Source organism: Arthrobacter sp. YAF17, assembly GCF_052113365.1.
GTDB lineage: Bacteria > Actinomycetota > Actinomycetes > Actinomycetales > Micrococcaceae > Arthrobacter.
The window spans coordinates 24,385-50,653 of the sequence record NZ_JBFRDB010000014.1 but is presented as its reverse complement, the minus strand read 5'-3'; the positions used below and the strand labels follow the sequence as shown (position 1 = coordinate 50,653).

The 26,269-nt window shown below is 68.5% G+C and carries 32 protein-coding genes, 1 pseudogene and 1 riboswitch; of the genes and pseudogenes, 15 read left to right on the top strand and 18 right to left on the bottom strand.

Annotated elements, in window-relative coordinates; translation table 11 throughout:
- Positions 1-332 precede the first annotated feature (332 nt).
- Positions 333-503, bottom strand: a complete 171-nt coding sequence (locus AB4Y67_RS12760; RefSeq protein ID WP_441406150.1) for a CsbD family protein — start codon at positions 501-503, stop codon at positions 333-335.
- A gap of 316 nt (positions 504-819) precedes the next feature.
- On the bottom strand, positions 820-1,482 hold the full coding sequence (locus AB4Y67_RS12755; protein ID WP_441406149.1) for an SAM-dependent methyltransferase: 663 nt from the start codon (positions 1,480-1,482) through the stop codon (positions 820-822).
- A 196-nt stretch (positions 1,483-1,678) separates the two neighbouring features.
- On the opposite strand from AB4Y67_RS12755, the gene AB4Y67_RS12750 reads away from it, so the two are divergent.
- Complete coding sequence (locus AB4Y67_RS12750; RefSeq protein ID WP_441406148.1) at positions 1,679-2,032, top strand: hypothetical protein; 354 nt, start codon at positions 1,679-1,681, stop codon at positions 2,030-2,032.
- Positions 2,033-2,356: 324 nt separating this feature from the next.
- Positions 2,357-4,252: a DEAD/DEAH box helicase gene (locus AB4Y67_RS12745; protein ID WP_441406147.1), complete on the top strand. Its 1,896-nt coding sequence runs from the start codon at positions 2,357-2,359 to the stop codon at positions 4,250-4,252.
- Positions 4,253-4,403: 151 nt separating this feature from the next.
- Here AB4Y67_RS12745 and AB4Y67_RS12740 read toward each other — a convergent pair whose 3' ends face one another.
- The 6 genes from AB4Y67_RS12740 to AB4Y67_RS12715 all read right to left on the bottom strand — a co-directional run bounded on the left by AB4Y67_RS12740 (position 4,404) and on the right by AB4Y67_RS12715 (position 8,758).
- Positions 4,404-5,054, bottom strand: coding sequence for an MBL fold metallo-hydrolase (locus AB4Y67_RS12740; protein ID WP_441406146.1), 651 nt, complete (start codon positions 5,052-5,054; stop codon positions 4,404-4,406).
- Between the two features lie 21 nt (positions 5,055-5,075).
- Positions 5,076-6,086, bottom strand: a complete 1,011-nt coding sequence (locus AB4Y67_RS12735) for an aldo/keto reductase (protein WP_441406145.1) — start codon at positions 6,084-6,086, stop codon at positions 5,076-5,078.
- A 218-nt stretch (positions 6,087-6,304) separates the two neighbouring features.
- Positions 6,305-6,694 (bottom strand): DMT family transporter, encoded by a 390-nt coding sequence (locus AB4Y67_RS12730; protein WP_441406144.1) that lies wholly within the window; start codon positions 6,692-6,694, stop codon positions 6,305-6,307.
- A 2-nt stretch (positions 6,695-6,696) separates the two neighbouring features.
- Positions 6,697-7,020: a DMT family transporter gene (locus AB4Y67_RS12725; protein WP_441406143.1), complete on the bottom strand. Its 324-nt coding sequence runs from the start codon at positions 7,018-7,020 to the stop codon at positions 6,697-6,699.
- A gap of 9 nt (positions 7,021-7,029) precedes the next feature.
- A riboswitch (guanidine-III (ykkC-III) riboswitch) is annotated at positions 7,030-7,095 on the bottom strand.
- A gap of 185 nt (positions 7,096-7,280) precedes the next feature.
- Positions 7,281-7,991 carry a cache domain-containing protein gene (locus AB4Y67_RS12720; RefSeq protein WP_441406142.1) on the bottom strand — a complete coding sequence of 237 codons (711 nt, stop codon included), beginning with the start codon at positions 7,989-7,991 and terminating at the stop codon, positions 7,281-7,283.
- A gap of 26 nt (positions 7,992-8,017) precedes the next feature.
- Complete coding sequence (locus tag AB4Y67_RS12715; RefSeq protein ID WP_441406141.1) at positions 8,018-8,758, bottom strand: FadR/GntR family transcriptional regulator; 741 nt, start codon at positions 8,756-8,758, stop codon at positions 8,018-8,020.
- A gap of 221 nt (positions 8,759-8,979) precedes the next feature.
- On the opposite strand from AB4Y67_RS12715, the gene AB4Y67_RS12710 reads away from it, so the two are divergent.
- The 4 genes from AB4Y67_RS12710 to AB4Y67_RS12695 are packed head-to-tail and all read left to right on the top strand — an operon-like array spanning position 8,980 to position 13,099.
- Entirely contained in the window at positions 8,980-10,053 is a 1,074-nt protein-coding gene (locus AB4Y67_RS12710) for an ABC transporter ATP-binding protein (protein WP_441406140.1), read from the top strand.
- A 59-nt stretch (positions 10,054-10,112) separates the two neighbouring features.
- The gene (locus AB4Y67_RS12705) at positions 10,113-11,300 is read left to right on the top strand and encodes an ABC transporter substrate-binding protein (protein WP_441406139.1); all 1,188 of its coding nucleotides are present in this window, start codon (positions 10,113-10,115) and stop codon (positions 11,298-11,300) included.
- 1 nt (position 11,301) lies between these two features.
- Positions 11,302-12,231 (top strand): ABC transporter permease, encoded by a 930-nt coding sequence (locus AB4Y67_RS12700; protein ID WP_441406138.1) that lies wholly within the window; start codon positions 11,302-11,304, stop codon positions 12,229-12,231.
- Positions 12,232-12,271: 40 nt separating this feature from the next.
- Positions 12,272-13,099, top strand: coding sequence for an ABC transporter permease (locus AB4Y67_RS12695; RefSeq protein ID WP_441406137.1), 828 nt, complete (start codon positions 12,272-12,274; stop codon positions 13,097-13,099).
- Here AB4Y67_RS12695 and AB4Y67_RS12690 read toward each other — a convergent pair.
- Complete coding sequence (locus AB4Y67_RS12690; RefSeq protein WP_441406136.1) at positions 13,096-13,767, bottom strand: HutD/Ves family protein; 672 nt, start codon at positions 13,765-13,767, stop codon at positions 13,096-13,098. The two genes, AB4Y67_RS12695 and AB4Y67_RS12690, sit on opposite strands and share 4 nt — an antisense overlap.
- A 210-nt stretch (positions 13,768-13,977) precedes the next feature.
- Here AB4Y67_RS12690 and AB4Y67_RS12685 point away from each other — a divergent pair, with 210 nt between their 5' ends.
- On the top strand, positions 13,978-14,595 hold the full coding sequence (locus tag AB4Y67_RS12685) for a phosphoribosylanthranilate isomerase (protein WP_441406135.1): 618 nt from the start codon (positions 13,978-13,980) through the stop codon (positions 14,593-14,595).
- A gap of 53 nt (positions 14,596-14,648) precedes the next feature.
- On the opposite strand, the gene AB4Y67_RS12680 is transcribed toward AB4Y67_RS12685, so the two are convergent.
- Complete coding sequence (locus tag AB4Y67_RS12680) at positions 14,649-14,882, bottom strand: hypothetical protein (RefSeq protein ID WP_441406267.1); 234 nt, start codon at positions 14,880-14,882, stop codon at positions 14,649-14,651.
- Between AB4Y67_RS12680 and AB4Y67_RS12675 the strand changes: the two are divergent.
- Both AB4Y67_RS12675 and AB4Y67_RS12670 read left to right on the top strand, forming a co-directional pair.
- Positions 14,796-15,663 (top strand): annotated as a pseudogene (locus tag AB4Y67_RS12675) (LLM class flavin-dependent oxidoreductase). The gene AB4Y67_RS12680 and the pseudogene AB4Y67_RS12675 sit on opposite strands and share 87 nt — an antisense overlap.
- A 119-nt stretch (positions 15,664-15,782) precedes the next feature.
- On the top strand, positions 15,783-16,328 hold the full coding sequence (locus tag AB4Y67_RS12670; protein WP_441406134.1) for a YceI family protein: 546 nt from the start codon (positions 15,783-15,785) through the stop codon (positions 16,326-16,328).
- Between the two features lie 17 nt (positions 16,329-16,345).
- Here AB4Y67_RS12670 and AB4Y67_RS12665 read toward each other — a convergent pair whose 3' ends face one another.
- Both AB4Y67_RS12665 and AB4Y67_RS12660 read right to left on the bottom strand, forming a co-directional pair.
- Positions 16,346-16,741, bottom strand: a complete 396-nt coding sequence (locus tag AB4Y67_RS12665; RefSeq protein WP_441406133.1) for a hypothetical protein — start codon at positions 16,739-16,741, stop codon at positions 16,346-16,348.
- A 22-nt stretch (positions 16,742-16,763) separates the two neighbouring features.
- Positions 16,764-16,922, bottom strand: coding sequence for a hypothetical protein (locus tag AB4Y67_RS12660; protein WP_441406132.1), 159 nt, complete (start codon positions 16,920-16,922; stop codon positions 16,764-16,766).
- Between the two features lie 132 nt (positions 16,923-17,054).
- On the opposite strand from AB4Y67_RS12660, the gene AB4Y67_RS12655 reads away from it, so the two are divergent.
- The gene (locus AB4Y67_RS12655; protein WP_441406131.1) at positions 17,055-17,468 is read left to right on the top strand and encodes a YccF domain-containing protein; all 414 of its coding nucleotides are present in this window, start codon (positions 17,055-17,057) and stop codon (positions 17,466-17,468) included.
- A 22-nt stretch (positions 17,469-17,490) separates the two neighbouring features.
- A complete protein-coding gene (locus AB4Y67_RS12650) occupies positions 17,491-18,003 on the top strand; it encodes an SRPBCC family protein (protein ID WP_441406130.1) in 513 nt (170 codons plus the stop codon).
- Positions 18,004-18,083: 80 nt separating this feature from the next.
- Here AB4Y67_RS12650 and AB4Y67_RS12645 read toward each other — a convergent pair whose 3' ends face one another.
- The 5 genes from AB4Y67_RS12645 to AB4Y67_RS12625 form a co-directional block, all read right to left on the bottom strand.
- Positions 18,084-18,482, bottom strand: a complete 399-nt coding sequence (locus AB4Y67_RS12645; RefSeq protein ID WP_441406129.1) for a VOC family protein — start codon at positions 18,480-18,482, stop codon at positions 18,084-18,086.
- Positions 18,479-18,631 carry a ribbon-helix-helix protein, CopG family gene (locus tag AB4Y67_RS12640; RefSeq protein WP_441406128.1) on the bottom strand — a complete coding sequence of 51 codons (153 nt, stop codon included), beginning with the start codon at positions 18,629-18,631 and terminating at the stop codon, positions 18,479-18,481. Before AB4Y67_RS12640 ends, AB4Y67_RS12645 begins: the two co-directional genes overlap by 4 nt.
- A 52-nt stretch (positions 18,632-18,683) precedes the next feature.
- Complete coding sequence (locus AB4Y67_RS12635; protein ID WP_441406127.1) at positions 18,684-19,553, bottom strand: DUF4031 domain-containing protein; 870 nt, start codon at positions 19,551-19,553, stop codon at positions 18,684-18,686.
- Between the two features lie 25 nt (positions 19,554-19,578).
- Positions 19,579-20,772, bottom strand: a complete 1,194-nt coding sequence (locus AB4Y67_RS12630; protein WP_441406126.1) for an AI-2E family transporter — start codon at positions 20,770-20,772, stop codon at positions 19,579-19,581.
- 101 nt (positions 20,773-20,873) lie between these two features.
- Positions 20,874-22,220 carry an FAD-binding oxidoreductase gene (locus AB4Y67_RS12625; RefSeq protein WP_441406125.1) on the bottom strand — a complete coding sequence of 449 codons (1,347 nt, stop codon included), beginning with the start codon at positions 22,218-22,220 and terminating at the stop codon, positions 20,874-20,876.
- A 172-nt stretch (positions 22,221-22,392) separates the two neighbouring features.
- Here AB4Y67_RS12625 and AB4Y67_RS12620 point away from each other — a divergent pair, with 172 nt between their 5' ends.
- The 4 genes from AB4Y67_RS12620 to AB4Y67_RS12605 are packed head-to-tail and all read left to right on the top strand — an operon-like array spanning position 22,393 to position 25,515.
- Positions 22,393-22,803, top strand: a complete 411-nt coding sequence (locus AB4Y67_RS12620) for a TOBE domain-containing protein (RefSeq protein WP_441406124.1) — start codon at positions 22,393-22,395, stop codon at positions 22,801-22,803.
- Positions 22,800-23,612, top strand: coding sequence for a molybdate ABC transporter substrate-binding protein (modA, locus tag AB4Y67_RS12615; RefSeq protein WP_441406123.1), 813 nt, complete (start codon positions 22,800-22,802; stop codon positions 23,610-23,612). The genes AB4Y67_RS12620 and modA overlap by 4 nt, the downstream gene beginning before the upstream one ends.
- A gap of 53 nt (positions 23,613-23,665) precedes the next feature.
- On the top strand, positions 23,666-24,469 hold the full coding sequence (locus tag AB4Y67_RS12610) for an ABC transporter permease (protein ID WP_441406263.1): 804 nt from the start codon (positions 23,666-23,668) through the stop codon (positions 24,467-24,469).
- The gene (locus AB4Y67_RS12605; protein ID WP_441406122.1) at positions 24,466-25,515 is read left to right on the top strand and encodes a sulfate/molybdate ABC transporter ATP-binding protein; all 1,050 of its coding nucleotides are present in this window, start codon (positions 24,466-24,468) and stop codon (positions 25,513-25,515) included. Before AB4Y67_RS12610 ends, AB4Y67_RS12605 begins: the two co-directional genes overlap by 4 nt.
- On the opposite strand, the gene AB4Y67_RS12600 is transcribed toward AB4Y67_RS12605, so the two are convergent.
- The gene (locus AB4Y67_RS12600; RefSeq protein WP_441406121.1) at positions 25,503-26,027 is read right to left on the bottom strand and encodes a carboxymuconolactone decarboxylase family protein; all 525 of its coding nucleotides are present in this window, start codon (positions 26,025-26,027) and stop codon (positions 25,503-25,505) included. The two genes, AB4Y67_RS12605 and AB4Y67_RS12600, sit on opposite strands and share 13 nt — an antisense overlap.
- Between the last annotated feature and the right edge of the window lie 242 nt (positions 26,028-26,269).

Below are 26,269 nucleotides of genomic sequence, written 5' to 3'. Positions count from 1 at the left end.
GGCTCCGGCCCGGGCTGACCGGCGGCCTTTCCCGGCGTTCCCATGGTCGACAACCGTCGACCGACATGGCCTCAGTTGTCGTCCAGTGTCCCATGTCATATCTGAATCCGGGAAACGCGGGGCCGGGACGCGCGATGTCGCCGGTAGCGTGCGGGGTCGCCGGAAAGTTCCGGCGAATTCGCGGGCTACCGGCGAGGTCGACGACGGGACCGCACGTTCAGGTGCTCTCGCCTGCCGGGTTTCTCCCCGGCCCGGACCATCCGCTCGGGGGCGCTACCTAGTCCTTGCTATAGCCCCGGGTGAGCTTGCCAGCTGCGTCCTGAACTCCGATGTCAGCCGCCGCGTACTTCACCCGTTTCGACGGCCTCCTGCAACCTGGCCTGGGTCTGGTCATTCTGGCCCTCGCGCTTGAGCTCGTCGTTGCCGGTGAACTTTCCGGCTCCTTCCTTGGCCGCGCCGAGGTGGTGGATGACCGTGTAGTTGGCCTTGTCGTTCATTGCCATGATCTTGCCTTTCCGGCGAAAACTCGATGTCGCGATCTTGTTCGCCGACCTGGTGCTTAGCGGATCCGGTCATCTCCGGACACGTTGGATCGGGTTCCGCTGGTGATTCGAAGCAGAACGGGAATCGGATGGCTCCGGCGGCCGGTCGATTTCCCGCAACAGTTTTCCGCGGGCGGCGTGCCCCGGGCAGGGCAGGGTCGAGGCTGCCGACAGGCGGAGAACGCGGGTTCGCCGCTACTGTGCGGGTCGCCGGGGCCTCCCGCCGAACCGGCACGTCACCGGTGACGGCGACGTCGAAACGGCGGATCAGCCGCGGTCAGCGGGCGGCGAGGCGGGTGGCGCGCAGGACGGCGTCCGTGAGGGCGGCAGCTTCGCCGTCGGGCCCGGTGGCGCTGCGGTGCCGGGTGTCCACGACGTCGAGGCGCCACTCGGGCTCCTCAATGCCCAGCTCGCGCGCCAGCTGCTCGGCCGTGTAGAACTTCTCCGGCGCATGGTGGTGCTGCCCCCACGGCGGCAGCCCCGCGGGGTGGTGGCCCACAATCAGCAGTGTTCCGCCGGTCCGCACCGCGGCGGCGGCCAGCTGGAGGGCCTGCTGCCAGGGCATCACCGTGGAATGCAGGAACTGGGCCGTGACCAGATCGAACAGCTCCCCAGGCACCCACGTGGCGAGATCCTCCCGCACCCACGTGATGTTCCCGCCTTGGCCCCGTTCCTGCGCGTGCGCTTCGGCCCGTTCCAGCGCGACAGTGGAGACGTCGACGGCGGTGACTTTCCAGCCGCGGCTGGCGAGCCAGATGGCGTCGGCACCCTCGCCGCAGCCCAGGTCAAGGGCCGTCCCGGGCGGAAGGGACGAGGCCTCGGCAATCAGCTGCGGATTCGGTTCGCCGCTCCAGATCCTTGTCCGGCTCCGGTATTTCTCGTCCCACACCTCGGCCGCGCTGGCGCTGCTGGTCTCCGCGGGGTGATTGTGCTCCGTCATCGTTGTCCTCGTCGGTCGTGTGGGTGGTGGGGTCGTTTTCCACATCATGGCAGGGGGAGGCTGCCGGCGGAACCAAGGACTGGGCGACACAAGAACATCACCGCACGGAAACGCCGTCGAAACCTTCATGGTGGAGGCTGAAGCCTGAGAGCGGAATGACACTGGGGTGAATCCGAATCGGGGGAAGGGGCAGGCCATGACTGCAGAAGTTTCGCAGCAGGTTCAATCGATGGGGGAGTTGTCTGTGGGGGACCAGATTGAAGCGTGGCACAACGGCAAGCTCTTCCATCGGGGCGAGGTAATCCGGACTGTGGCGGACACGGACCTGTTCTGGATCCTGGATGAAGGCACCGGAACCCGGCGTCTGATTGACACCGAGGCCTTGGTGATAGTGCGGGTGCCGGTTCCGGCCGCCGGGCGCGGCCCGGCCGCAGCGTTCGGCGCCGCGGCCGGCAGTGAGCCGTCTATGCTGCCGCCGGCGAAGGCCCCGGGGGCCGTGCGGCCGGCGTCGCACGTGCCGCTGTTCCAGGCGCCCGCTTTGGTGCCCTGAGCGGGGAGAAGGCGGCCCTGGCCCCGCCGGATGATAGACTGGGTGAACTTGATGTGCAGTGATGCCCACTTTGGTCTTGAATGACCGGTCCGGTTCATCAACCGGTTCCCCTGCTGGATTCCTTTCGGATTCCGCTCAGGGAGTGGGTTTTTTCATGTGAGAGGCACATCCTGCGTCGATGAACGCGTTCTATTTGGTCCTGGCCGCCGCTTCTTACAGCAGCTGGCCGGTTGATCACCTGACTTTTCTTCGGCGAACCCCTGGGCCAACCGGCACCGGGGGCCGATATCCGCATGGATGCCGCCTGAAAGACCTTTGAAACTTATGACTACTTTTGCTGCCCTCGGCACGCCCAAAGCACTTGCCGACACGCTGACCGCCCAGGGGATCGTCGAACCGTTCCCCATCCAGGTCAAGACCCTCCCGGACACCCTGGCCGGACGCGACGTCCTGGGCCGCGGCCGCACCGGCTCCGGCAAGACCATTGCTTTCGCCATCCCGCTTGTAGCACGACTCGCTGAGCGGGAAGCCAAGCACTTCCGCAAGCCCGGCCGCCCGATGGGCCTGGTCCTCGCACCGACCCGCGAACTGGCCACCCAGATCAACGCCACGATCGAGCCGATGGCAAAGGCCATGGGCCTGAACACCACCGTCATCTACGGCGGCATCTCGCAGGCCCGCCAGGAAAAGGCGCTGCGCGCCGGCGTCGACATCGTCATCGCCTGCCCGGGCCGCCTGGAGGACCTGATCCGCCAGCGCATCCTGACCCTCGAAGGCGTCGAGATCACCGTCCTGGACGAGGCCGACCACATGGCCGACCTCGGCTTCCTCCCGGTGGTCAAGAAGCTTATGGACATGACCCCCAGCCAGGGCCAGCGCCTGCTGTTCTCCGCCACCCTGGACAACGGCGTGGACAAGATCGTCCAGCGTTACCTGTCCAACCCGCTGACCCATGCCGTGGACGAATCACAGGCCGCGGTGACCACCATGGAACACCACGTGCTGGTCGTCAACGACCAGACCGTCAAGAAGCAGCTGATCGTCGAGCTCGCCTCGGGTGCCGGCCGCCGCGTGCTCTTCCTGCGCACCAAGCACCACGCCCGCAAGCTCGCGAAGACCCTGACCGACGCCGGCATCCCCGCCGTCGACCTGCACGGCAACCTGTCGCAGAACGCCCGTGACCGCAACCTGGCCGAGTTCTCCTCGGGCGAGGTCCGCGTCCTGGTCGCCACCGACGTCGCCGCCCGCGGCGTTCACGTCGACGACGTCGAACTGGTCATCCACGTGGATCCGCCCACGGAGCACAAGGCATACCTGCACCGCTCAGGCCGTACGGCCCGCGCAGGCTCCGACGGCACCGTGGTCACGCTGACCCTCCCGGAGCAGCAGTCCGACGTCAAGAAGCTCATGAAGGCTGCCGGCGTCGAGGTTAACTTCGAGCGCGTCACCGCCAACTCCCCGCTGGTTGCCCAGCTGGTCGGCGAAATGGCCGACAAGATCGATCCGCGCACCCGCGCCGCGCTGCTGGCAGCCAAGTCCAACCAGGGCGGCGGCAGCTCCACCGGTGCCAACGCCGAGCGCAAGCGCGCCCGCCGCACCACCCAGGCGGCACCCACTGCGGGTGGCCGGGGTGGCCGTGGCGGACGCGGACGCGTCGGAACCGAAGCTCCCCGCACCGACCTTCCGCGGGCCGAGCGCCGTGCCGTGGCCTACGAAGGCCAGGCCGCTGCCCGCAACGCTGCCGAGCGCGTCATCGAGCGCAACGAGGACCGTCAGGATGCCGAGCGCGCCGAGCGCCGCAGCACCCGTGCCCGCTCGACGTCGTACGGCACCCACCGCAACGATGTTCCGGCTGCAGGCGGCCGCGCGTCGGCCGGCCGCGGTTCCGACGGCCGCGCAGCAGAAGGTCGTAGCGACGCCCGGGGCGCTTCGGCTCCCCGCAGCGGCGCCCCCCGCAGCGGTGCACCCCGCACAGGTGGCGCAACCGGCGGCCAGCGTAACGGCCGTCCGGCAACCGGCCAGCGTGCAGCTGCCGGTGCGAAGTCCGGCGGAAGCAAATCCGGAGGCAGCGCGGCTGTCTGGTCCTCCAACACCGGCGGCACCTCGGGCGGCTCATACGCAGGCGGCGGCAACGGCCGTTCCGGCGAGGGCCGTCCGGCACGCAGCGGCGGACCCCGCCGCGCGTCAGCCCCGGCGTCGAACGAACGCCGCAGCCGCTAATCCCCAACCGCTCCCTAACCTCGCAAGCTCGGTCAGGGAACCCGGCGGTCGTGGCCCCAGGGTTTTCCGCTACACAAACGGACGGACGCTACGGGGATTCCCGCAGCGTCCGTCCGAAAGCGTAGCGCCAGTCTGAAAGCGCAGCGGCCAGCTACCAGCCGCGGGCGCGCCACTCCTCCAGATGCGGGCGTTCCGCGCCCAGGGTGGTGGGCTTCCCGTGGCCCGGGTGCACCACGGTGTCATCCGGGTATACATCGAACAACCGCTCGCTGACATCGCTGATCAGCTGGGCGAACCGTTCGGGATCCTTCTGCGTGTTACCCACGCCGCCGGGGAACAGCGAGTCGCCGGAGAAAATGTGCGCCGGGCCCTCCGGGTCCTGGTAAACCAGCGCGATCGACCCCGGGGTGTGGCCGCGCAGGTGCACTGCCGTCACGTCGAAGCCGTCGAAGTTGCCGACGTCCCCGTGATCCAGCAGAACATCCACCGGCACGGGCAGTTCCGGGGCGTCATCAGTCCCGGCCGCCGTCTTCACGCCGGTGGCTTCCACCAGGCCCGGCAGCGCCCGGACGTGGTCCCAGTGCTGGTGGGTGGTGGCAACCAGCGCCAATTTCGGCTCCGCGGAAGTATCCGCGGCGGCGTCGGACAGCAGTTCCTGGATGGCGGCCAGATCATCGGCCGCATCGATCAGGAGCTGGGCACCGGACGCCTTCGCGGTGAGCAGATACACGTTGTTGTCCATCTCGCTGACCGAAATCCGGCGGATGGTGATGTTCCGTAACGAGTGAATGAGCGAGTCCATGGGCTTCAGTCTACGGAGACGCTATTCACGGCCCTGGGACACCCAGTTTGGGTCCGCGGAGCGAGAGCCCACGACGGCGTCCGCAGCGGCGTCGAGCTTCTCCAGTTGCGCCGGGGTGAAGTCGAGCGTCAAAGCACCCAGGTTCTCGTCAATCCGGTCCGCCTTGCGCGTGCCGGGGATGGGGACCACGGGCAATCCCAGGCTCCGGCCCTGCACGAGCAGCCAGGCCAGAGCCACCTGGGCAGGAGTTGCAGCCTGCCCGGAAGCGGCAAGTTCAGCCGCGACTGCCTGCACGGCGGCGACCACCCCCTGGTTGGCGTCCAGCGCCGCTTCGGCGAAACGCGGGATGTTGCGGCGGAAGTCGTTGCTGCCCAGCGACGCCGCGTCCACGGTGCCGGTGAGGAATCCCCGGCCCAGCGGCGAATAGGGCACAAAACCCACCCCGAGTTCGGCCGCCGCGGGAACAACGCTGCGTTCGACATCGCGGCTCCAGATGGACCATTCGCTCTGGACCGCGGCGATCGGGTGGACACTGCTGGCTTCACGCAGCTCCTCGGCCGTCACTTCAGACAGGCCAAGGTGCCGCACCTTGCCGGCCTGCACCAGCCCCGCCATGGCCTCCACGGTTTCCACTATCGGAACGCGGAGGTCACGGCGGTGCATGTAGTACAGGTCGATGGTGTCGGTGCCCAGCCGCCGCAGGCTTCGGTCCACGGCCTCCCGCACGTAGGCGGCGTCGCCCCGGATGTCGGAGTAGCCGGTGGCCGGCGTGCCCACCAGCCCGAACTTGGTGGCCAGCTCCACCTCGCTGCGGCGCTCCTTAAGGAGTTTGGCGATCAGCTCCTCGTTGCTGCCACCCCCGTAGATGTCCGCCGTGTCGATGAAGCTGGCGCCGGCGTCCACCGCGTGATGCAGGGTCCGCAGCGCCTCGGCCGGATCCACGTCCCCGTACACCGGGGTCAGGGCCATGCCGCCGAACCCCAGGGGGCTGACCATCAGGCCGTCGCCGAGCCGGACTGTCGCTGCCGTCATCTTTGGTCTCCAATCGCGCTTTGGGTAGTTCGGTCCCTGCCAAGAACCTCGGGGTGCGCGCGGCTATTCCGGCCCCGACGGAAGAATCTCCCCACCTCTGAATGCTGTGCGGCCGGTACGACGGCGCGCCGCGGGGGACACGCCGTCGTACTGCCTTAAGGGTGGGGAGATTCCGCGGGGAATGGCGGCTGATGGGCCTCCGACGCCGGTTCCGTTGCCTATTTCGCCGCCGGCAGGAGCTTCAGACCCGCCGCGCAGCCAACAATCCCGGCGATGAACAGCAATTTGAGCGGGCTTGCCGGTTCGACGCCGGTCGCCATCGCCCAGCCGACCGTCAGCGCCGCGCCGATCCCCACCCAGACGGCGTAGGCCGTGCCGAGCGGGATGCTTTTCACGGCCAGACCCAGCCCGGCCATGCTCAGGGTCGCGGTCAGCGCAAAGACGAGGGTGGGCAGCGGACGGGTGAAGCCGTCGGAGAGGCCCAAGGCCGTGGCCCAGACCGCCTCCAGTACGGCGGATGCGAGCAGGATGAGCCAGGCCAGCGTGGTGGCCGGCGCTTTGGTTGCCGGGGCCTTGGTTGCCGGTATCGGCGTGCGGTTCGCGGCCATGGTTACGCCACCAGCTTCAGGCCGGCCACGCAGGCGACGATCCCGCCGAGGAGCAGGATCCGCCCCGCCGTCGCGGGCTCGACTTTGCTGACCATGGCGTAGGCGGAGGTCAGCACGACGCCGACGCCCACCCAGACGGCGTAGGCGGTTCCGGTCGGAATGGACTGCATCGCGACGGCGAGCCCGCCGGTGCTGGCGAGCACTGAGACGAGGAAGACGGCGGCCGGTGCGATCCGGCGGCGGCCCGTGGCCTGCGCTGTCCGGTGCAGGGCTGCGGCCCAGACGGCTTCCAACGAGCCCGAAAGAATAAGAATTAACCACGACATGACTGCTCCTGTGGCCAGTCTTGTCGCGTGCCGGGTACTGATCCGTCGTCCGGAGGCCCAAAGAAGGGGCCTTCATTCCAGCTTAGCAACGCCCCTGCGCAGAGGCGAACCCACCGGCCCGAGGATCGACGCCGTAACCACAATCGAGTGCTCCGTATGTGCCCTCATGACCCCTCAAAAGGGCAGTCGGGCCCACGCCGGCAGGGTTCCCTGGCCGAGCTTGCGAGGCGAGGGGGCCGGTGGGGAGCAGCCGATGGGGGTCAGAGCGCGGTGGCGCCGGTCCAGATCCGGAACTTCCGGCCCACGGGATAGACGCTGCAGCCGTCCTCGGCCGCGGCGAGGTCACCGGCGGCGATGTCCGGGGCCGCCGAGACGATGGCGCGGCCGTCAGAGTTCACCAGCGTGGCCCGGTCCCCGATCCGGCGCAGACCCGGCATGGCGCCGCGCTCCAGCCGCTGCACGGTGACGTCCATCCCCACAATGCCCACCACCGGACCGTCCGGGCGGCAAAACACAGGGTGCGTGAAGGTGAGGACGTATTCGTCCGTGCACAGGAAATCGACGTAGGGCCCGGTCACGTGGGCTTGGCCGGTTTCCACGGGGATGCGGAACCACTCGGACTTGACGTACCGGCTGATGGAGTTGGGGCTGAAATTGGCGAGGGCGTCCACATGTTCCAGCTCCTCGCCCTGCCACCAGGCGATGTAGCTGCGTTCCGGCCCCAGCAGCCCGGCGTTGGCGAGGAAGCCGGCGCCGGCAGCGTAGCCGTCGGGGGTCCGGACCAGTTCCTCGACCACCGGCCGGATGAGCTTGTCCACGGCGGTGCCGGTGACCTTGCCGGAGAGGGCCGCCAGTGCTGTTCCCGTCTCCGCGGCCCACGCCGCGAGCCGGTCCTCGACGCCGGTGATGACGGCGTCGAGTTCCGCGGCGGGCAGGGTGCTTGTGTCGGGGGAGGCGGTGGTTTCAGGCATCGGGATCCTTGGCTCGAAGGAACTGGTCAGTAGCGTTTGGACTGTTCGTTCAGCAGCCAGTCCGTGGTGGCGGTGACCAGGGCTTTTACGGCTGCTTCCGCGGCTGCCGGCTGGTGGGATTCGACGGCGGCCGCGGCCTCCTCGAGGAGGCCGGCTGTCGTCGTACGGTAGCGGGAGTCGGCGCAGGGCAGCAGCGTGAGGGTGCCCAGGTCTACCTGCAGGCGGATCAGCTCCCGGGCCAGCCGGGCCGAGCGGGCGATGGCGGCCACCTCGAGCAGGAACTCGGACAGGGCCAGCCGCCAGTGCAGCGGATCCTCTTCCGCGGCGGGGATGAAGGAACGCAGTATTGCCATGTCCGCGGCGTCGGAGCGCCGGGCCGCGACGCCGGCGCAGGCGGCGGCAATGGCCTGGTAGTGCAGTCCCAGGTCGCTGATCTGGAGCCGGGTGAGTTCGCGCAGCTGCTCCAGGGCGCGCTCCCGGGAGGGCAGGACGTCGTCCGCGATGAAGCTTCCGCCGTTGCGGCCCCGGGACGTGCGGATGATGCCCGAGGTCCGGAGCTGCGAGAGTGCCTCACGGGCCGTCACCGCGGAAACGCCCAGGGCGGCGGCGAGCTCCGTCTCATTGGGCAGCCGCTGGCCGCTGGTGAGCAGACCGGTTTCCACCGCCTGTTCGATCCGGCCGCATACCTCGTCCACCAGGCCCCGGGACTTGATGGGCGTGAACACGGCCGCCAGGCTCCGGGAGGCGCCCTGCGGTGTCAGCAGCATCCGGGCCTCCCTGGCAGTTTTGGCGTGGCGGTTCCTGCACCTGCAACGGACGCTGGGGGCTCCCCGCGCCCGGTTGAAGCCATCCTAATGCGGGCTTTTCCGGGGGTCTATACACAAAACCTATGGAGTAATAGCATTTGGCTCAACAGCCCGTTGTGGCCTGAATCACACCCCGCTGTGTCGCATCTGGAACGATCCGGCAACGGAGTTAGGCGCACCCCATGACCGAAACGCTCGCCGCCGGCCGGCAGACGGGAACGGACGCGGTTCCGGCGATCCGCCTGCGGAAACTCACCAAAGTCTTCGGCGACACCGTCGCCGTCAACGCCGTGGACCTGGACATCCGCCAGGGCGAGTTCTTCTCGATGCTCGGGCCGTCAGGATCCGGCAAGACCACGGTCCTGCGCCTGATCGCAGGCTTCGAGCTGCCCACCTCCGGAAGTATCGAACTCGAGGGCAAGGACGTCACCGGAATGGCGCCCTTCGAACGGAACCTCAACACCGTCTTTCAGGACTACGCCCTGTTCCCGCACATGTCCCTGATCGACAACGTCGCCTACGGCCTGCGCGTGCGCGGCATGCCCAGGAAGGAGCGCCACGAGCGGGCCCGCGACGCCTTGGAACGGGTGCAGCTGGGGAAGTTCGTCGGACGCAAGCCCGCCCAGCTCTCCGGCGGCCAGCGCCAGCGCGTGGCCCTGGCGCGGGCGCTGGTGGTGCAGCCCAAGGTCCTGCTGCTGGACGAGCCGCTCGGCGCCCTGGACCTGAAGCTCCGGCAGCAGATGCAGGTGGAACTCAAAGAGCTGCAACGCTCGCTGGGCATCACCTTCATCTTCGTCACCCATGACCAGGAGGAGGCCCTGACCATGAGTGACCGGATCGGCGTCTTCAACAACGGGAGCCTGGAACAGATCGGCACGGCGCACGAGATCTACGAGCGCCCCGGCGGCGCGTTCGTGGCCAACTTCGTCGGCACGTCCAACATCTTCGACGCCGGCCTCGCCCAGAAACTCTACGGCCGCGCGGAGCAGGTCTGCATCCGGCCGGAGCGGCTGCGCCTGTCCTGGGCGGCGGCCCCGGAACCGCGCGACGGCGTCACGTCCCTCCCCGGAACCGTCGCCTCCCTCGTCTACGTGGGGCATGCCACCCAGGTGCGGGTGCAGCTCGACGACGGTCCCGCCGTCGTCGTGCTGGAGCCGGAGACGCTACAAGGCGGCGACGCCGAACTGCTGGACCGGCGCGTCACGGTGAGCTGGGACGATGACGACGCCGTCTGGCTGCCGCCCGCCGGCTCCTGAATCGTATGTCCGCGCCCCGAGCCTGAATCTGATTCACCCCACAACGAAAGGTAAGGATCATGGCATCAAGGAACAGGGCCTCCCTCGTGGTTGGGGTGGCCGCGGCGGCAGCCCTCATCTTGGCGGGCTGCGGCACCACCGGCGGGGGATCTGCCACCCAGTCCGCGCAGCCGGTCAAGACCGAAATCGGCCCGGGCGAGGGGCAGCTCTCCATCCTCGGCTGGCCGGGCTACGCCGAGGACGGCAGCAACGACCCCGCCGTCGACTGGGTGACCCCTTTCGAGAAAGAGACCGGCTGCAAGGTGAACTTCAAGCCCTTCGGCACCTCGGACGAGGCCGTGACCCTGATGCGGACCGGCCAGTACGACGTCGTCTCGGCCTCCGGCGACGCCTCCCTGCGGCTGATAGCCGGCAACAACGTGGAGCCCGTCAACATGAGCCTGCTGAAGAACTACGCCGACGTGTACCCGTTCCTGAAGGACAAGGCCTGGAACACTGTCGACGGCAAGAATTACGGGATGCCGCACGGCTGGGGCGCCAACCTGCTGATGTACTCCGTGGATGCCGTCACCCCGGCGCCCACGTCCTGGAGGGCCGTGTTCGACGACGCCGCCAAGCACAGCGGCAAGGTCACCGCGTACGACTCGCCGATCTACATCGCCGACGCCGCCGTGTACCTGATGGCGCACAAGCCGGAGCTCGGCATCAAGAACCCCTACGCGCTGGACAAGGACCAGCTCGCGGCCTCTGTTGCCCTGCTGAAGGAGCAGCGCCAGCACATCGGCGAGTACTGGAGCGACGTCGTCAAAGAGGTCCAGGCCTTCGCCAGCGGCAGCACGGTGGTCGGCACCACGTGGCAGGTGGGCGCGAACATCGCCGGTGCGAACGGGACCAACGTGAAGACCCTCCTCCCCGAAGAGGGCGCCACCGGCTGGTCGGACACATGGATGATCAGTTCGGTATCCAAGCACCAGAACTGCGCCTACCTGTGGCTCGACTACATCGCCAGCCCCAAGGCGAATGCGGCTGTGGCGGAGTTCTTCGGTGAATCGCCGGCCAACCCCAAGGCCTGCGATCTGACCGTCGACAAGACGCACTGCGAGACCTATCATTCCGGCGACGAGGCCTACGCCAAGCAGATCTGGTACTGGACCACCCCAGTGGCGAAGTGCCTGGACGGCCGCACGGACGTCCAGTGCACGGATTACGCGGAGTGGACGAAGGCGTGGACGGAGATCAAGGGCTGACATGACGGTCCAGACGCAGCACCCGGTCCCCGGGGCCCCGCCGGCAGCTGCCGCCGTGCCCCGGCCCAAGGCCCACAAGTTCTCGGCGTTACTCCACCGCTCGCCGAAGCTTCGGCTGGCGGGGCTGGTTACGGCCCCCGCCGGCTGGCTGGTGCTCGTCTACATCGCAGCCCTGGCGGCGCTGCTGATCACCGCGTTCTGGACTGTGGACACCTTCACCGGCAAGGTGTCCACAGAATGGACCACGGAAAATATCGTGACGGTCCTGACCGATCCGGTCTACCAGCGCATCACCCTGCGGACGCTGTGGATCGCCATTGCCGTGACGCTGATCGACCTGGTCCTTGCCCTGCCCATGGCGTTCTTCATCGCCAAGGTGGCCAGCCCGCGCTGGCAGAAGCTGCTGGTGGTGGCCGTGCTGATGCCGCTGTGGGCCAGCTACCTCGTCAAGGCCTACGCCTGGCGGAATGTGCTGGCCGACGGCGGGCTGCTGGAGTGGCTGGGTGCGCCGATCGGGCTGCAATCGCCGGGGTACGGCGAAAGCGCCGTGATCCTGACGCTGGCCTACATCTGGCTGCCGTTCATGATCCTGCCGATCTACGCCGGGTTCGACCGGGTTCCCGAATCGCTGCTGGAGGCCTCCGGGGACCTGGGCGCGAAGCCGCTGACCACGATGCGGCTGGTCATGTTCCCGCTGCTGGTCCCCTCCATCATTGCCGGGACGATCTTCACGTTCTCGCTCTCGCTGGGGGACTACATCACCGCCCAGATCGTCGGCGGCACCACCCAGATGCTCGGCACCGTGGTCTACGCGAACGTCGGGGCCGCGMACAACTTGCCGTTCGCGGCGGCAGTGTCACTGGTGCCGATCGCGATCATCACGCTGTACCTCTTCATCGTCCGGCGCTCCGGCGCCCTCAACAGCCTGTGACAATGGCGGCGGTTGGCCCGGACCACACGGCAGGAGCACCATGAGACTTTCCCGAAGCGCCAAAGTCGTTCTCGGCGTCGTCACCGCGCTGGTGTTCCTCTTCATTTACGTCCCACTGCTGCTGGTGGTGGTGAACTCCTTCAACGCGGACCGGACGTTCGGCTGGCCGCCGCAGGGGTTCACCCTGGAATGGTGGGGGCGGGCCCTCGACTCCACCGGCGTCCGCGAGGCCCTGGTCACCTCGCTGTGGGTGGCGGCGGTCTCGACGCTCATTTCGCTGGTGTTGGGGACGCTGCTGGCGCTCGCGTTGCTGCGTTATCAATTCTTCGGCCGGGACGTCATCAGCCTGCTCGTGATCCTGCCGATCGCGCTGCCCGGCATCGTGACCGGCATCGCGCTGAACAACATGTTCACCACCATCCTGGGTGTCTCGTTGAGCATGTGGACCGTGGTGATCGCGCACGCCACCTTCTGCATGGTGACGGTGTTCAACAACGTCATTGCGCGGCTTCGCCGGATGCAGGGCGGACTGGAGGAGGCGTCCGCCGATCTGGGCGCCGGCGTGTTCACCACGTTCCGGCTGGTCACGTTCCCGCAGCTCCGCTCCGCCCTGCTGGCCGGCGGGCTGCTGGCCTTCGCGCTGAGCTTCGACGAGATCATCGTGACCACCTTCACGATCGGCGCCGGGGACACGACCCTGCCGATCTGGATCCTGCAGAACCTCTTCCGGCCCAACCAGGCGCCGGTGGTCAACGTCGTGGCGGTCGTGCTGATCGTCGTCTCGATCGTGCCGATCTGGCTCGCGCAGCGCCTGTCCCAGGACTCGGTGGGCATCGGCGGCACGCGCGTAAAGGCTACGGAGGGTTAATCGCCGACGCTGTCGATCGACACGACGGCGAGGAAGCCCCGGCCCAGGATCTCCGGCGTGGCGGTATCGGAACCAACGACGGCGTCATAGCGGGCGAGCGTCGCCGGCTCGGCCGCAGCGGCGCCGGCGGCGCCGGCGGCGCTGTCGGCTGGTTCGACGTCGGCCCGGCCGGATCCGGCCGCGCCGGGGGTGACCGAAGCCTGGCCCTGCAGCAGGATTCCCAGCTGGCGCTCGAACACGGGATGCGCCCGCTTCTTGGAGAGTTCGATGATGGAGGTGTAGCCCTTGAACAGGCCGTTGCGGGTGATGACGTTCAGGTCCCGGATGTCGCCCGTGGGCAGTGCCCCGGACGCGGCGTCGTCGCCGGAGAACCGGAACGGGCGGTACTTCTCGAGCGGGTGCTCGGCGCCGTCGACGATGAGCAGCAGGAGCTCGCCCTCCACGACGGTGAGGACGCGGTCCATCCCGGGGAACGCCGAGAAGTCGCCCGCCTTGGACACGTCGGCAATGCTCACCCGCCAGTCCCAGCCGTTGGCGGAACCCGTGCTGCCTGGCCCTGCGCCGTCGGGGGAAGGCGTCGACGTCGAATGGCTGGCCAGTTCGCGCGTCACGCCGCCGCCGTTGCGCCAGGGTTGGGCTTTCAGCTCGGCAAAGCGGATGATCTCCATCCCTCCACCCTATCCGCCGGCCGGGAACCGGGGCCGAGGTGAGACTTCGCGCCGATGTTCTGGAAGCACATGGGCGCCAAATGTCACCTCGGGGGCGGGCGCGGCGTCGTCATCCCGGGGCCCGTCATCTGGGCACCCGGCGCGCCGGCCTGCCGAAGTCCTTGCTACCGTCGGTGGCAGAAGCAACGTAAACACCGAAGAAGGAGCCGGATGTTCGTCAAGGTATGCGGGCTCAGCACCCCCGAGTCGGTCCGCACCGCCGCGGACGCCGGGGCGGACGCCGTCGGCTTCGTCCTGACCCGCAGCCCCCGCGAAGTCACGCCGGCGCAGGCACGGGAACTCCTGGCCCACGTCCCGGCCGGGATCCCTGCCGTCGGCGTCTTCCGGCACGAAGCCGCGGCAGACGCCGTCGTCCGTGCCCGTGAGGCGGGGCTCGAGTGGGTCCAGCTCCACGGCGACCGAACCCCGGACGACGTACGAACCGTGCACGACGCCGGGCTCAGACTCATCCGGGCCGTCACCATGTCCGCCGCACCGGACGCGTTCGCCGACTGGGGCGAGGACTTGCTCCTGATCGACGCAGCGGTGCCCGGCTCCGGCGAGGCCTGGGACTACTCCTCGGTCCGCGCCAAAGGGCTGGACGGGCGGAACTGGCTGCTGGCCGGCGGGCTGGATCCCGCCAACGTCGCCGATGCGGCCTCGCAGGCGGGTGCCTGGGGTGTGGACGTCTCCTCCGGCGTCGAGTCCTCCCGCGGGGTGAAGGACCTGGCCAAAATCAGAGACTTTGTGGCCGCGGCCAAGTCCAAGACGCGCGGAATGCGCCTTTAGCCGCCGAGGTGATACTTCGCGCCGATCCTTTGAACCAACATGGGCGCGAAGTGTCACCTCGGCGGGGAGCAGACATTGGGGCGACCCGGAATGCCGCCGGGCCCTCCCGTGTTGCCCCTGACATGAAGCGCATCGGATTCCTGTCCTTCGGCCATTGGGGACCCGGCGAGGGTTCCCGCACCCGGACCGCCCGCGAAGCCCTGCTGCAGGGCATCGAACTGGCCGTCGCCGCCGAGGAACTGGGCGTGGACGGCGCGTTTTTCCGGGTGCACCACTTCGCCCGGCAACAAGCCTCCCCGTTCCCGCTGCTGGCCGCCGTCGCCGCCCGGACCAGCCGGATCGAAATGGGAACCGGCGTGATCGACATGCGCTACGAAAACCCGCTGTACATGGCCGAGGAGGCCGCCGCGACGGACCTGATCAGCGGCGGGCGGCTGCAGCTGGGAATCAGCCGGGGTTCACCCGAACCCGCCCGCGACGGCGCCGCCGCCTTCGGCCACGTACCCGCCGACGGCGAGACCGCGGCGGACATGGCCAGGAGGCACACCGCGGTGTTCCGCCGCGCGATCTCGGGCGCCGGGATGGCAGAGGCGGCGGGCCACCGCCGTCTGGACCGCGGAACAGGGCATGAACCTGATGAGCTCCACGCTGCTCACCGAGGACACCGGCGTGCCGTTCGACCAGCTGCAGGCCGAGCAGATCGGCATGTTCCGCCAGGCCTGGGCCGACGCCGGCCATCAACACGAGCCGCGCGTATCGGTGAGCCGCAGCGTCCTGCCGATCGTCGACGACGAGGACCGGCGCTACTTCGGCCTCAGCGCCCTCCGGGAAAAGCGAGACCAGGTCGGGGTGATCGACGGCCTGGTGGCCCGTTTCGGCCGGAGCTACGTCGGCGAGCCGGATGCCATCGCCGAGGAGCTGGCGGCCGACGCCGCCGTGCGGGACGCCGACACCCTGCTGCTTACGGTCCCCAACCAGCTCGGCGTGGACTTCAACGCCAAGCTGCTGGGCACCGTGGTCCGGCACATCGCGCCCGCGATCGGCTGGGCGCCGAAGCCCCGGGTGTAGCGCCGCCGGGGACCGCGAAGGGCTAGCCGGGCCGCGGCGCCGTGGCTAGCATGGCTCCTTGGGGGAGTACCCCAATGACCCGGCGGGCCCGCCCCGCCAACCGCGCGAAGGAGACCGTTGTGACTCTGCCCGAAGGTTTGACCCCCGGCGTCTGGACGCTGGACATGTCCCACAGCGAAGTCGGCTTCAGCGTCCGGCACGCAGGCATCAGCAAGGTCCGCGGCCGCTTCAATGAGGCGACTGCCGAGGCCAGGGTGCGGGACTCCCTGGCGGATGCCAGCCTGCATGCCAGCATCAAAACCGCCAGCTTTGACTCCGGCGACGCCAACCGCGACGCCCACGTCCGCGGCGAAGACTTCTTCGACGTCGAAAAGTATCCGGAGATGTCATTCCGGGCCACGGCGATCCGGGGTGACGGCGAGGACTACGTGCTGACCGGCGACCTGACCATCCGCGACGTCACCAAGCCGGTGGAGCTGGAGGTCGAGTTCACCGGCGTCGCCGTCGACCCGTTCGGCGCCACCCGTGCGGGGTTCAGTGCTGAGACGGAGATCAGCCGCAAGGCCTTCGGCCTGACGTGGAACGCTGCCCTCGAAGCCGGCGGGTTGCTGGTCAGCGACAAGGTCAAGATCAATGTCGACGCCGCACTCGTGAAGCAGGCCTAGCCAGGGAAGACCGGCGTCTAGAAAAGCAGCAGGACGAAGCCGCCCACCGTCGAAACGATGCCCACCCCGGCGAGGATCCAGCCCAGGGTCCAGGCGGCATTGTCCTGCTTGGGCGGGGTGAGCCCCCAGCGGGACGGGTGGCACACATCGTAAAAGAGGTCGACGTCGGACCCGACCACCAGGTCATGCGACTCTGCCGCCGGCAGCAGGGAGTGGTGGTCGGCGTCGTGGTGGTCCGTCCAGCTGTACCCCGTGAATCCGCCGGCGCTGATCACCGTGCCCGTGGTCCCGGTCCACTCGCAATGCCGCCGCCGGACAATCCATCCCCACACCAGCAGCGGCAGGCCCAGGACGAATCCCACCCACGTCATGACTTCGAGAATGGGCCCGAGCAGGTCCCCGATGTTGGTCATCTGCGTATCCCTGCCTGCGGCGTCAGCGGGAGATGCGCGAGCGGCGCACGAAGAACATTACGCCGGCGCCCACCAGGACGAGGAGGCCCACGTAGAGCAGGAACTGCACGGCCTTCACAACCAACCCGACCACCAGCAGGACGAGGGCAACGATCAGGGCGAACTTCAAGAGTGCGGGCATGCTCCAAGTATTGTGCCCTTTCGTGTGTTCGCAAAGCTTCCTGCCCGCGGCCCGCGTCACGCGGGGCAATTCAGGAATTATTCAGGGTGAACCCCTAGGCCGGACGGGCCTCCGGGAGGGGACAATGGAGCCATGAAGACATTGCTCAACATCATCTGGCTGCTCTTTGGCGGGCTCTGGCTGGCGCTCGGATATTTCGCGGCCGGGATCATCTGCTGCCTGCTGGTCGTCACCATCCCGTGGGGGCTCGCGTCGTTCCGGATCGCCAACTATGCACTCTGGCCCTTCGGGCGCACCGTGGTGGACCGCCCGGGCGGCACCGGGCTGTTCTCCCTGCTCGGGAACGTCATTTGGCTGCTCGTCGCCGGCGTCTGGATCGCGATCGCCCACGTGGTGACCGCCTTCGCCATGGCCATCACCATCATCGGCATCCCGCTGGCCATCGCCAACCTCAAGCTCATTCCGGTCTCGCTCATGCCGCTGGGCAAACAGATCGTCCCGACTGACAGGCCTTTCGTGACGGCCTACAGCAAGTCATACCGCTAGTCCGCTTCAGAGGAGGACCGCAATGTCCGAGCATGCCAGCGCCACTCCGGCGCCGTCGGGCCAGGGTGTTGTCCACGCCGCGGCCGAGGACCTCATGCTGGTCATTACCCGGGAGTTCCAAGCCCCCGTTCCCCGGGTGTGGTCGGCATTGACCGATCCGGAGCAGGCACCGGCGTGGTGGGGACCGCGGGGCTTCCACACTCCGCGCGAGAGCATCGAGGCGGACCCGGAGGTCGGCGGACTTTACCGGGCCTGCATGGTCCACGACAGCACGGGAGAAGAACTCTGGTGGGGCGGCGTCCACACGGACATCGAGCCGCCCAACCTCCTGGTTTTCACCCATGCCTGGGACAAGCCGGACGGAACCCGCGGCTTTGAGACCGAGGTGACGTTCCAGCTGGACGAGGTCGACGGCGGCACCCGGATGACGTTTCTCCAGGGCCCTTTCGAAACGATCGAAAGCCGCGACGCCCACGGCGTTGGCTGGCGTGAATCCTTTGACCGCCTCGCCGAACACCTCCGCCGCAGTCCCTGAAAATCCGTGCAACGCGGGTCACCCAGCGTCCGTCCCGATGGGGTTGATGGGCGCCACGTAACCCCGCGTTGTGGACCCGGCTACGCTTTCAGGGCTGCGGATTCACGGGTCTCGTAGCTGATGTTCTGCAGCTCCTCGTCCGCCTCATTGACCTGGAGGACATACCCGTCGGGGTCCGCGACGGTGAAGAAGCGGCCGAAGGTTTCATCGATAATGGCGGACGGCGCGAAGCCGGCCGTGGCCAGGCGCCCGGCAAGGGGCTCCAGCTTCTCGTCGCTGGTGAACTGCAGCGACACCGCGCCGGCGTCGAGGTGGGTCCCTGGGGTGGCGGCGATATGGAGTCCCAGCCCGCCGCCGTCGCCGCGCAGTTCGGCCCAGGTGCCGCTGGTGGCCGCGGTTTGCTCCGTGAGGCCGAGCAGGGCATAGAAGCGGTTGGACGTCTCGATATCCCGCACGTAGCGGATCGGCGTGATTCTCATTTTTCCGGGCCTTCCTTGCTGTTGAGGACTTGCGTCAGTGCTTGTTCCACATAGGCCGACAGGGACATGCCCTCTTCGATGGCGGCATGTTTGACCCGCTTCACCAGCGGCGCCGGCAGGTACACGTTGAACTGCGTTTTCTCGACCATGGCTAGAATGCTAGCAATCTAGTGTCCGTTTGGCTAGGAGGTGGCGTCCCGCCTACCCGAGCTCGGCCTGCAGGTTCCACCGCGCCGCCTCCAGCCACAGGTCCCTGCCGCGCGGGGTGTGGAAGAGCGGCTCCAGCTGCAGGAGCTGGCGGACGACGGCGGCGCGCCCGGCGGCGAAATCGTCGTCGCCGATGTGCGCAAAGTCCTGCCGGACGGCGGCCAGGTACCGCGCGTAGGCGTCCGGGGTTCCGCCGAGCACAGAGAGGTCGGCGTCGCTGAGGAGGGCGGCAGTGCCGTCGCCGGTCTCCGGCTGGTGGTCGGCCGTCATCCGCACCAGGCGGGCCACTTCGTCCACCTCGGCCGCGGGGAGGCCCGCGTGGTCAAGCCTGTCTTCGGCGAGCCGGGCCGATTCCTCCTCGTCCTGGCCCGCGATTCCGCGGTAGACGGCGTCGTGGAACCAGGCCGCGAGCAGCACGGTGCGCGGCGGATCGGCAGGCTCGGTGAGAAGGTCCAGGGCTTCGAGCACAGCGAGCAGGTGGGTGCGGCCGTGGTATTTCCGGTGCTCCTCGCCCCAGCGGTCCAGCAGGTCCAGGAAGAGCGCGTCGTGGCCCGGCAATACGGCGTTCCAACGGGTCAGCAGGGGGAGTTTGAGGGAGCTGTTGCGCCGCCGGGCGGGGATCCGCAGGCCGCTGGAAATTAGTTTGCGGACCAGGACCCTGCCCTCCACCGGGACGGCCCCGGCCGCCACAAGCGCGCTGTACCGGGCCTCGGCGACGTCGTAGTGGTCGCCGTCGAACGCCCTTTCCGGAATGCCGGACGCCGCAGCGAAGGCGTGCAGTTCCTCCAGCGAGGTGTCCGAGATCAGATGCGAGAAGTGCGTCCCGTGCGCCGGCCAGAGCGGAGGGTCAAGATAAATGGCCATACTGGAAGTCTAGACAGGCCGCGGATCAGCCGTGGGTGGCGTCCGCGTCCGCGGTGTCGGACTGGTCTTCCTGCTGCGTCCGGGCGTGGTGCGGCTTGGAGCGCACGCCCTCGCCGTTTTCGTTCAGCCGGGTCTCATGCTCGGCCTCAGCGATGGCCTCGGGGGTGATGGCGTCTGCCGAGTTCCACGCCTTGATCGCGGCCCAGGCCACTGCCACGAGGGGGACGGCAAGGATCGCGCCGATGATCCCGGCGAGGATGGTGCCGGCGGTGAGGGCCAGCAGGATGACGAGCGCATGCACGTTGAGTGCCTGGCCCATCACGACGGGTTGCAGGAAATTGCCCTCGAGCTGGTTGACCACGATCACGACGATGATCACGATCAGCGCCGCGAGCGGGCCGTTGGCCACGAGCGCGACGAGCGCAGCCAGGATCCCGGCCAGGGTGGCGCCGATCAGCGGGATGAAGGCGCCGATGAAGGTCAGTGCCGCGAGCGGCAGGGCGAGGGGCACCCCCATGATGACGAGCGCCAGGCCGATGAAGAACGCGTCCACGAAAGCCACGATGGAGGTCCCGCGCACATAGCCGCCGAGCACGTTGAGGCTCCGCTCCCCGGCAAGACGGGCTCTGACCAGCTTCTCGCCCTTGAACGCCCGCAGCACGAAGGCCCAGATGCGCTCGCCGTCCTTCAGGAAGAAGAACAGGATGACCGCCATAAGAAGGGCGCCGGTGATGAAGTTGCCGGCCGCGCTGAGCCCGGAAATGGCGCCGGCGCCGACGGTGCTGCTGGTGGCGAAGTCGATGGCGGCGTCGCGGGCCTGCTGGATCTGCTGGTCATCGATCGGGAAGGGGCCGGTGCGGATGAACTCGTAGACCCGGTCGAAGCCCTCCGTGGCCTTGCTGGCCAGTTCGTCGGACTGGCTCATGACGGCCAGGACGATGCCCGTGATCACGGCCCCGAACGCGGCCAGGAGCAGCAGGAACGACACGGTGGTGGCGGCCGTGCCGGGCCAGCCCCGGCGGCGCAGCAAGTGCACGAAGGGCGCGATCGCGGCGGCCAGGATCAGCGCCAGCAGCGCCGGAATCACCACGAGCCGGACCTGGATCAGGGCATAGACCACCACCACGGTCAGGACCAGCAGCAGGAGCACCTGTGCGGTCCTGATGCTGGCGCGGCCCAGGCTGTCGCCCCACGGGGTTGTCTTTTCCGGACTGCGCATGCTGATTTTTTCTCCCACGGTCGGATGGTCACGCTACTTACCAACCGTCTCACAGCCCGGGCCGTAAGCCTGCGGGACGTGCCCGCGGATCAGGGCGCGGATCAGGGCACGGATCCGGACGCGGCGGGCCGGATGTTCTGGTTTCCGCGGAAAGTGTTCTCCGGATCAAACTCCCTTTTCACCCGGGCCAGCCTGCTGTAATTCTCCTCGCCGAAGGCCGCGCGGACGCGGTCCTGGCCCTCGTCGCCGATGAAGTTCAGCCACACGCCGCCGTTCGCGTAAGGCGCGATGTCCTGGCGGAACCTTTTGACCCAGGCCTTCGCCTCCTGGCCGCCCTCCGGGGTATCACCCAGGCCGAAGGGGTGGGTCACCCAGTTGGAGTTCCGGTGCCGCAGCGGCGTGGCGGCCGCGCCATCGCCCCCCACGGCGCCGCCCCAGTGGGGCACCAGGAGCTGGGAACTGGGACCCGGCAGGTTGTGGGCTGACTCGATGATGACGTCCAGTGCGGCATCGGGAAGCTCGTCGTGATAATCCGCCGTCCAGTAGTTGTACTTGCCCGGCGGGTCGTCCAGGGAGCACTGGAAGTCGGCATAGCCGGTGTCCTCCAGGAGCTCCACGGCGGGTCCCAGCCCGCGGTAGGGTTTGGCATGCTCGGCACCTTCCGCGGCATCCCCGGCATAAACGTAGACGACGCCGACCGCCATTTTGCCGACCATCTCCGGCGGCACGAACGGTTCGGGCGGGGCAGTGAGGTAGGCGATGGTTGCGCATTCCTCATTCGGCGCCGCCAGTGCGATTTCCCGGTAGCCGCGGCTGACCTCCTGAGCTGCGTCGCCCGGCCACAGCATCAGGCCCGCATGCACCGTCGGGCCGAGCCGGTGCAGGCCAAACGTAAAGGACGTGGCGACGCCGAAGTTCCCCCCGCCGCCGTGCAGCGCCCAGAACAACTCGGGGTTCTCCGCCGCGCTGGCCGTCACTTGCTCCCCGGAAGCGGTCACCAGATCCACGGAAATCAGGTCGTCGCAGGCAAAGCCGAAGGCCCGCTCAAGCCAGCCGGAACCGCCGCCCAGCGTGAAGCCGGCCAGGCCCGTGGTGGAGACGCGGCCGCCGGTGAGCGCGAGGCCGTGCTGCTGGGTGGCCCGGTCGAATTCCCCGCACGTCAGCCCGGCGCCGGCTGTGACCGTGCGGGCCGCGGGGTCCACGCTGACGGACTTCATCGGCCGGACGTCGATCACCAGGCCGCCGTCGTTCAATGACATGCCGGCGACGGAGTGCCCGCCGGCCCGGACGGCAACAGCAAGGCTGTTGTCCTTTGCATACTGCAGGGCCTCGGCGACGTCGGCGGCGTCACCGCAGGGTGCGATCACCGCCGGGCGGCGGTCGATCATGGCGTTGAACAACGTCCGGGATTCGTCGTAGCCCGGGTCAACAGGTGTAATCCACTTCACAGCGGTGCTCCTCGGCGACCGCGGCTCCACCCCTCGCGGAAATCTTAGGTCCGGTGGCGGTGCCGGGGATAGGGCGCGTGCGGGTAAGTGGCGGGCCGGCGTCGGGCAGTAATTTCCGAATCTGCGGGACAGAAGCGCCTCCTGCTCCGCAAATGCGGGTTAGAGTTGCCGCATGCCTAATATTCGCGTCTCGGAAGCTGCCCGGTTGCTCGGTGTCAGCGATGACACCATCCGGCGCTGGACCGAGAACGGAAGCCTGACCGCCCACAAGGACGACGCCGGGCGGCTCGCCGTGGACGGGCTGGAACTGGCACGGCTCGCCCGGGAGCAGGCCCAGCTTCCGGAGGATCCGGCCCGGGCGGGCAGCTCGGCCCGCAACCGCTTCGTCGGCCTTGTCACCGCCATCACCGCGGACACCGTTATGGCCCAGGTGGAGCTGCAGTGCGGGCCGTTCCGGGTGGTGTCCCTGATGAGCAGCGAGGCAGTGCGGGAGCTGGGCCTGGAGCTCGGCTCGGTCGCGACCGCCGTCGTCAAAGCCACCACGGTGATCATCGAAACCCCGAAAGGGAAGAGCGTCGTATGAAACGTCCAGGCATCCAGGCCCTCCTGATCGCAGGCGTACTGGCCATCGGGCTCACCGGCTGCGCCACAGGTAAGCCCGGCTCGACGGGCGGCCCGTCGTCCGCTGCAGCCGGTGCGTCGGAGGGCGCGAAGCCCCCGGGGACCATCACGGTCTTCGCCGCGGCTTCCCTGAAGGCCACCTTCACCGAGCTGGCCAGTGATTTCGAGGCCAGGAATCCCGGGACCAAGGTCATGTTCAGCTTCGCCGGCTCCTCCGATCTGGCTGCCCAGATCAGCCAGGGCGCGCCGGCGGACGTGTTTGCCTCCGCCGATACCAAGAACATGGCGAAGGTTTCCGACGCTTCGCTGGTGGAAGGATCGCCCGCGGACTTCGCCACCAATGTGCTGACGATTGTCGTGCCCCCGGTCAACCCCGCGTCCGTCACCTCCTTCGCGGATCTCGCCAGGCCGGGGGTAAAAACGGTCATTTGCGCGGCCCAGGTTCCGTGCGGCGCGGCCACAAAGACCCTTGAGCAGAAAACCGGCACCACCCTAAAGCCGGTCAGCGAGGAAGCGTCCGTGACCGATGTCCTGGGCAAGGTGGTTTCCGGAGAGGCCGATGCCGGGCTGGTCTACGTCACGGACGTCAGGACCGCCGGAGACAAAGTGAAGGAAATCCCCTTCCCCGAGGCCTCGCAGGCCGTCAACACCTATCCCATCGCCGCGGTGCGGACCAGCAAGAACAAAGAGCTCGCTGCAGCGTTCATCGCGGCGGTCACCGGCCCCGAAGGCCGGCGGATCCTCAGCGGCGCCGGCTTCGGAACCCCTTAGGCACCGTGAGACGCCGGGGGGACAGTTCCTATAGCGGGATTCCACGCTGGGTGATGGCCGTTGCCGCCGTCGGGGCGCTGCTGGTGCTGCTGCCGCTTGTGGGCATGGTGGCCAGGGTCAACTGGCCGCAGTTCATCCCGCTTATCACGTCCGAATCCTCGCTCACGGCCCTGGGGCTGAGCCTCCGCACGGCCGCCGCGAGCACGGTGCTGTGCGTGCTGTTCGGGGTGCCGCTGGCGCTGGTGCTGGCCCGCGGCGACTTCCCCGGCAAACGGCTGCTGCGCTCCTTCGTCCTGCTGCCGCTGGTGCTGCCCCCGGTGGTGGGCGGCATCGCGCTGCTCTACGCCTTCGGCCGCCAGGGCCTCCTGGGCAGGAGCCTCGAAATCGCCGGGATCCAGATCGCGTTCTCCACGACGGCGGTGGTCCTCGCCCAGACGTTCGTGGCCATGCCGTTCCTCGTGGTCAGCCTCGAAGGCGCGCTCCGCTCCGCCGGCAGCCGGTACGAGGCCGTGGCGGCCACCCTCGGCGCGCGCCCCACCACGGTGCTGCGCCGGGTCACCCTGCCGCTGGTGCTGCCCGGGCTCGCTGCGGGGGCTGTGCTTTCGTTCGCCCGAAGCCTGGGCGAATTCGGTGCCACGCTCACCTTCGCGGGCAGCCTGCAGGGAGTCACCCGCACGCTGCCGCTGGAAATCTACCTGCAGCGGGAGACCGACGCCGACGCCGCCGTCGCGCTGTCCCTGCTGCTTGTCGTGGTGGCGGTCGTCGTCGTCGGGCTCTCCTACCGGGGACCCGGGCCGGCCGGGTCCGGCAACAGAACGACCCGCAGCGCGGGCCAAGCAGAGCGGGCGTCGGCATGACGTTCACTCTCGACGCCGCCCTCGCTGCCCGCCGCTTTGAAGTCTCCCTGAGCATGGCGCCCGGTGAGACGGTTGCGGTGCTCGGCCCGAACGGGGCCGGAAAATCCACCCTGCTTTCCGTGATTTCCGGGCTGGTCCGCCCGGACAGCGGCCGGTCGGAGGTGAACGGCCGGGTCCTGTTTGAGCTCGGCGAAGGCGTGCACACCTGGACCGCGCCGCACCGCCGCGGCACCGCCCTGCTGGCCCAGGATCCGCTGCTGTTTCCGCACCTGAGCGCGCTCGAAAACGTCGCCTTCGGACCGCGGAGCGCGGGGGTGCCCAAGCGGGAGGCCCGGGAGACCGCACGGCACTGGCTGGCCGAGGTCGACGCCGCCGGCCTCGCCGACCGCCGGCCGGGGGAGCTGTCCGGCGGTCAGGCGCAGCGTGTGGCGGCGGCGCGGGCCCTGGCCGTGGATCCGGAGGTGCTGCTGCTCGACGAGCCGCTGTCCGCCCTGGACATCCACGCGGCTCCGCTGCTGCGGCGGCTCCTCAAGCGGGTGCTGGCCGGGCGGCGGGCCATCATCGTCACCCACGATGTCCTGGATGCGTACATGCTCGCGGACCGGGTGATCGTGATGGAGGAGGGCCGGATTACCGAGGACGGCCCCACCCGTGAGGTCCTCCGGCGGCCGCGCAGCCGCTTCGCCGCGGGACTGGCCGGGCTGAACCTGGTGTCCGGGACCGTGACGACGGCCGGCATCCGGTCCGCCGAGGGGCTCGAGTTCGCCGGTCAGCACGACGCGCCGCTCGTCGCGGGGCAGACAGGCGTGGCAGCGTTCCCGCCGTCGGCCGTGTCCGTTTTCCTGAGTGAGGCGCACGGCAGCCCGCGGAACTCGTTCCGGGTCACGGTCACGGACCTGGAGCCGCACGGCGACCAGATCCGGGTCCGCGCCGGCGAGCTGTCCGCGGACGTGACCCCCGCCGCCTCCGCGGACCTCGGCCTGGCTCCCGGCCTTGAGGTCTATTTCGTGGTCAAGGCGGCGGCTGTGGCGATCTACCCGGCCTGACGGCGGCCGGCGGTACCGGGCTCGCCGCGGCCCTTGCGGACGGGGTGCTGGCTGACGATCGACACCCGGTTGAACGCGTTCATGGCGATCACCAGCCAACTGACGGCGGAGAACTCCGCGTCCGTGAGGTGTTTCCGGGCGGTGGCGCCCTCGTGTTCGCGGGCGCGGGCGTCGGAGATGTTGGTGATGGCCTCGGCCAGGGTCAGGGCGGCACGTTCCTTCTCGGTGAACAGGTCCGTGTCCCGCCAGGCCGGGAGGACGGCCAGGCGCTGGGCGGTTTCGCCGTTCTTCACGGCGTCGCCCACATGCAGGTCCAGGCAGTAGGCGCAGCCGTTGATCTGTGAGATGCGGACGTTCAGCAGTTCGATCAGGGTCTGGTCCAGGCCGGCGTCATCCGCGGCTTCTTTGGCTTTCAGGCCCAGCCCGTTGAGGGCCCGCCAGGCGGCGGGGTGGGCCTTGTCCAGGAAGACGGACTGGGTGGTGTGGTGCTGCGCTGCTGCTGTCTCATCCATGGTCAAAAGACTACCCACGGAAACGCCGAAAATATCGCGTGACAAATCTGTCACATGTGTGACAAGATGCATATACAGCGAAGTTCCCCTGCAGGGGCGGTTCCCCCGACCGCTCCGGGCTGGCCTCCCGACATCGGACCAGCCCCATTCATTGGCGGTCGGCTCCTTGGGGGAGCCGGCCGCCGAAATGGTTTAACGGGGGTGGCGCTTAGTGCCGAGTGCGCAGGGGGACATGCCCAGTC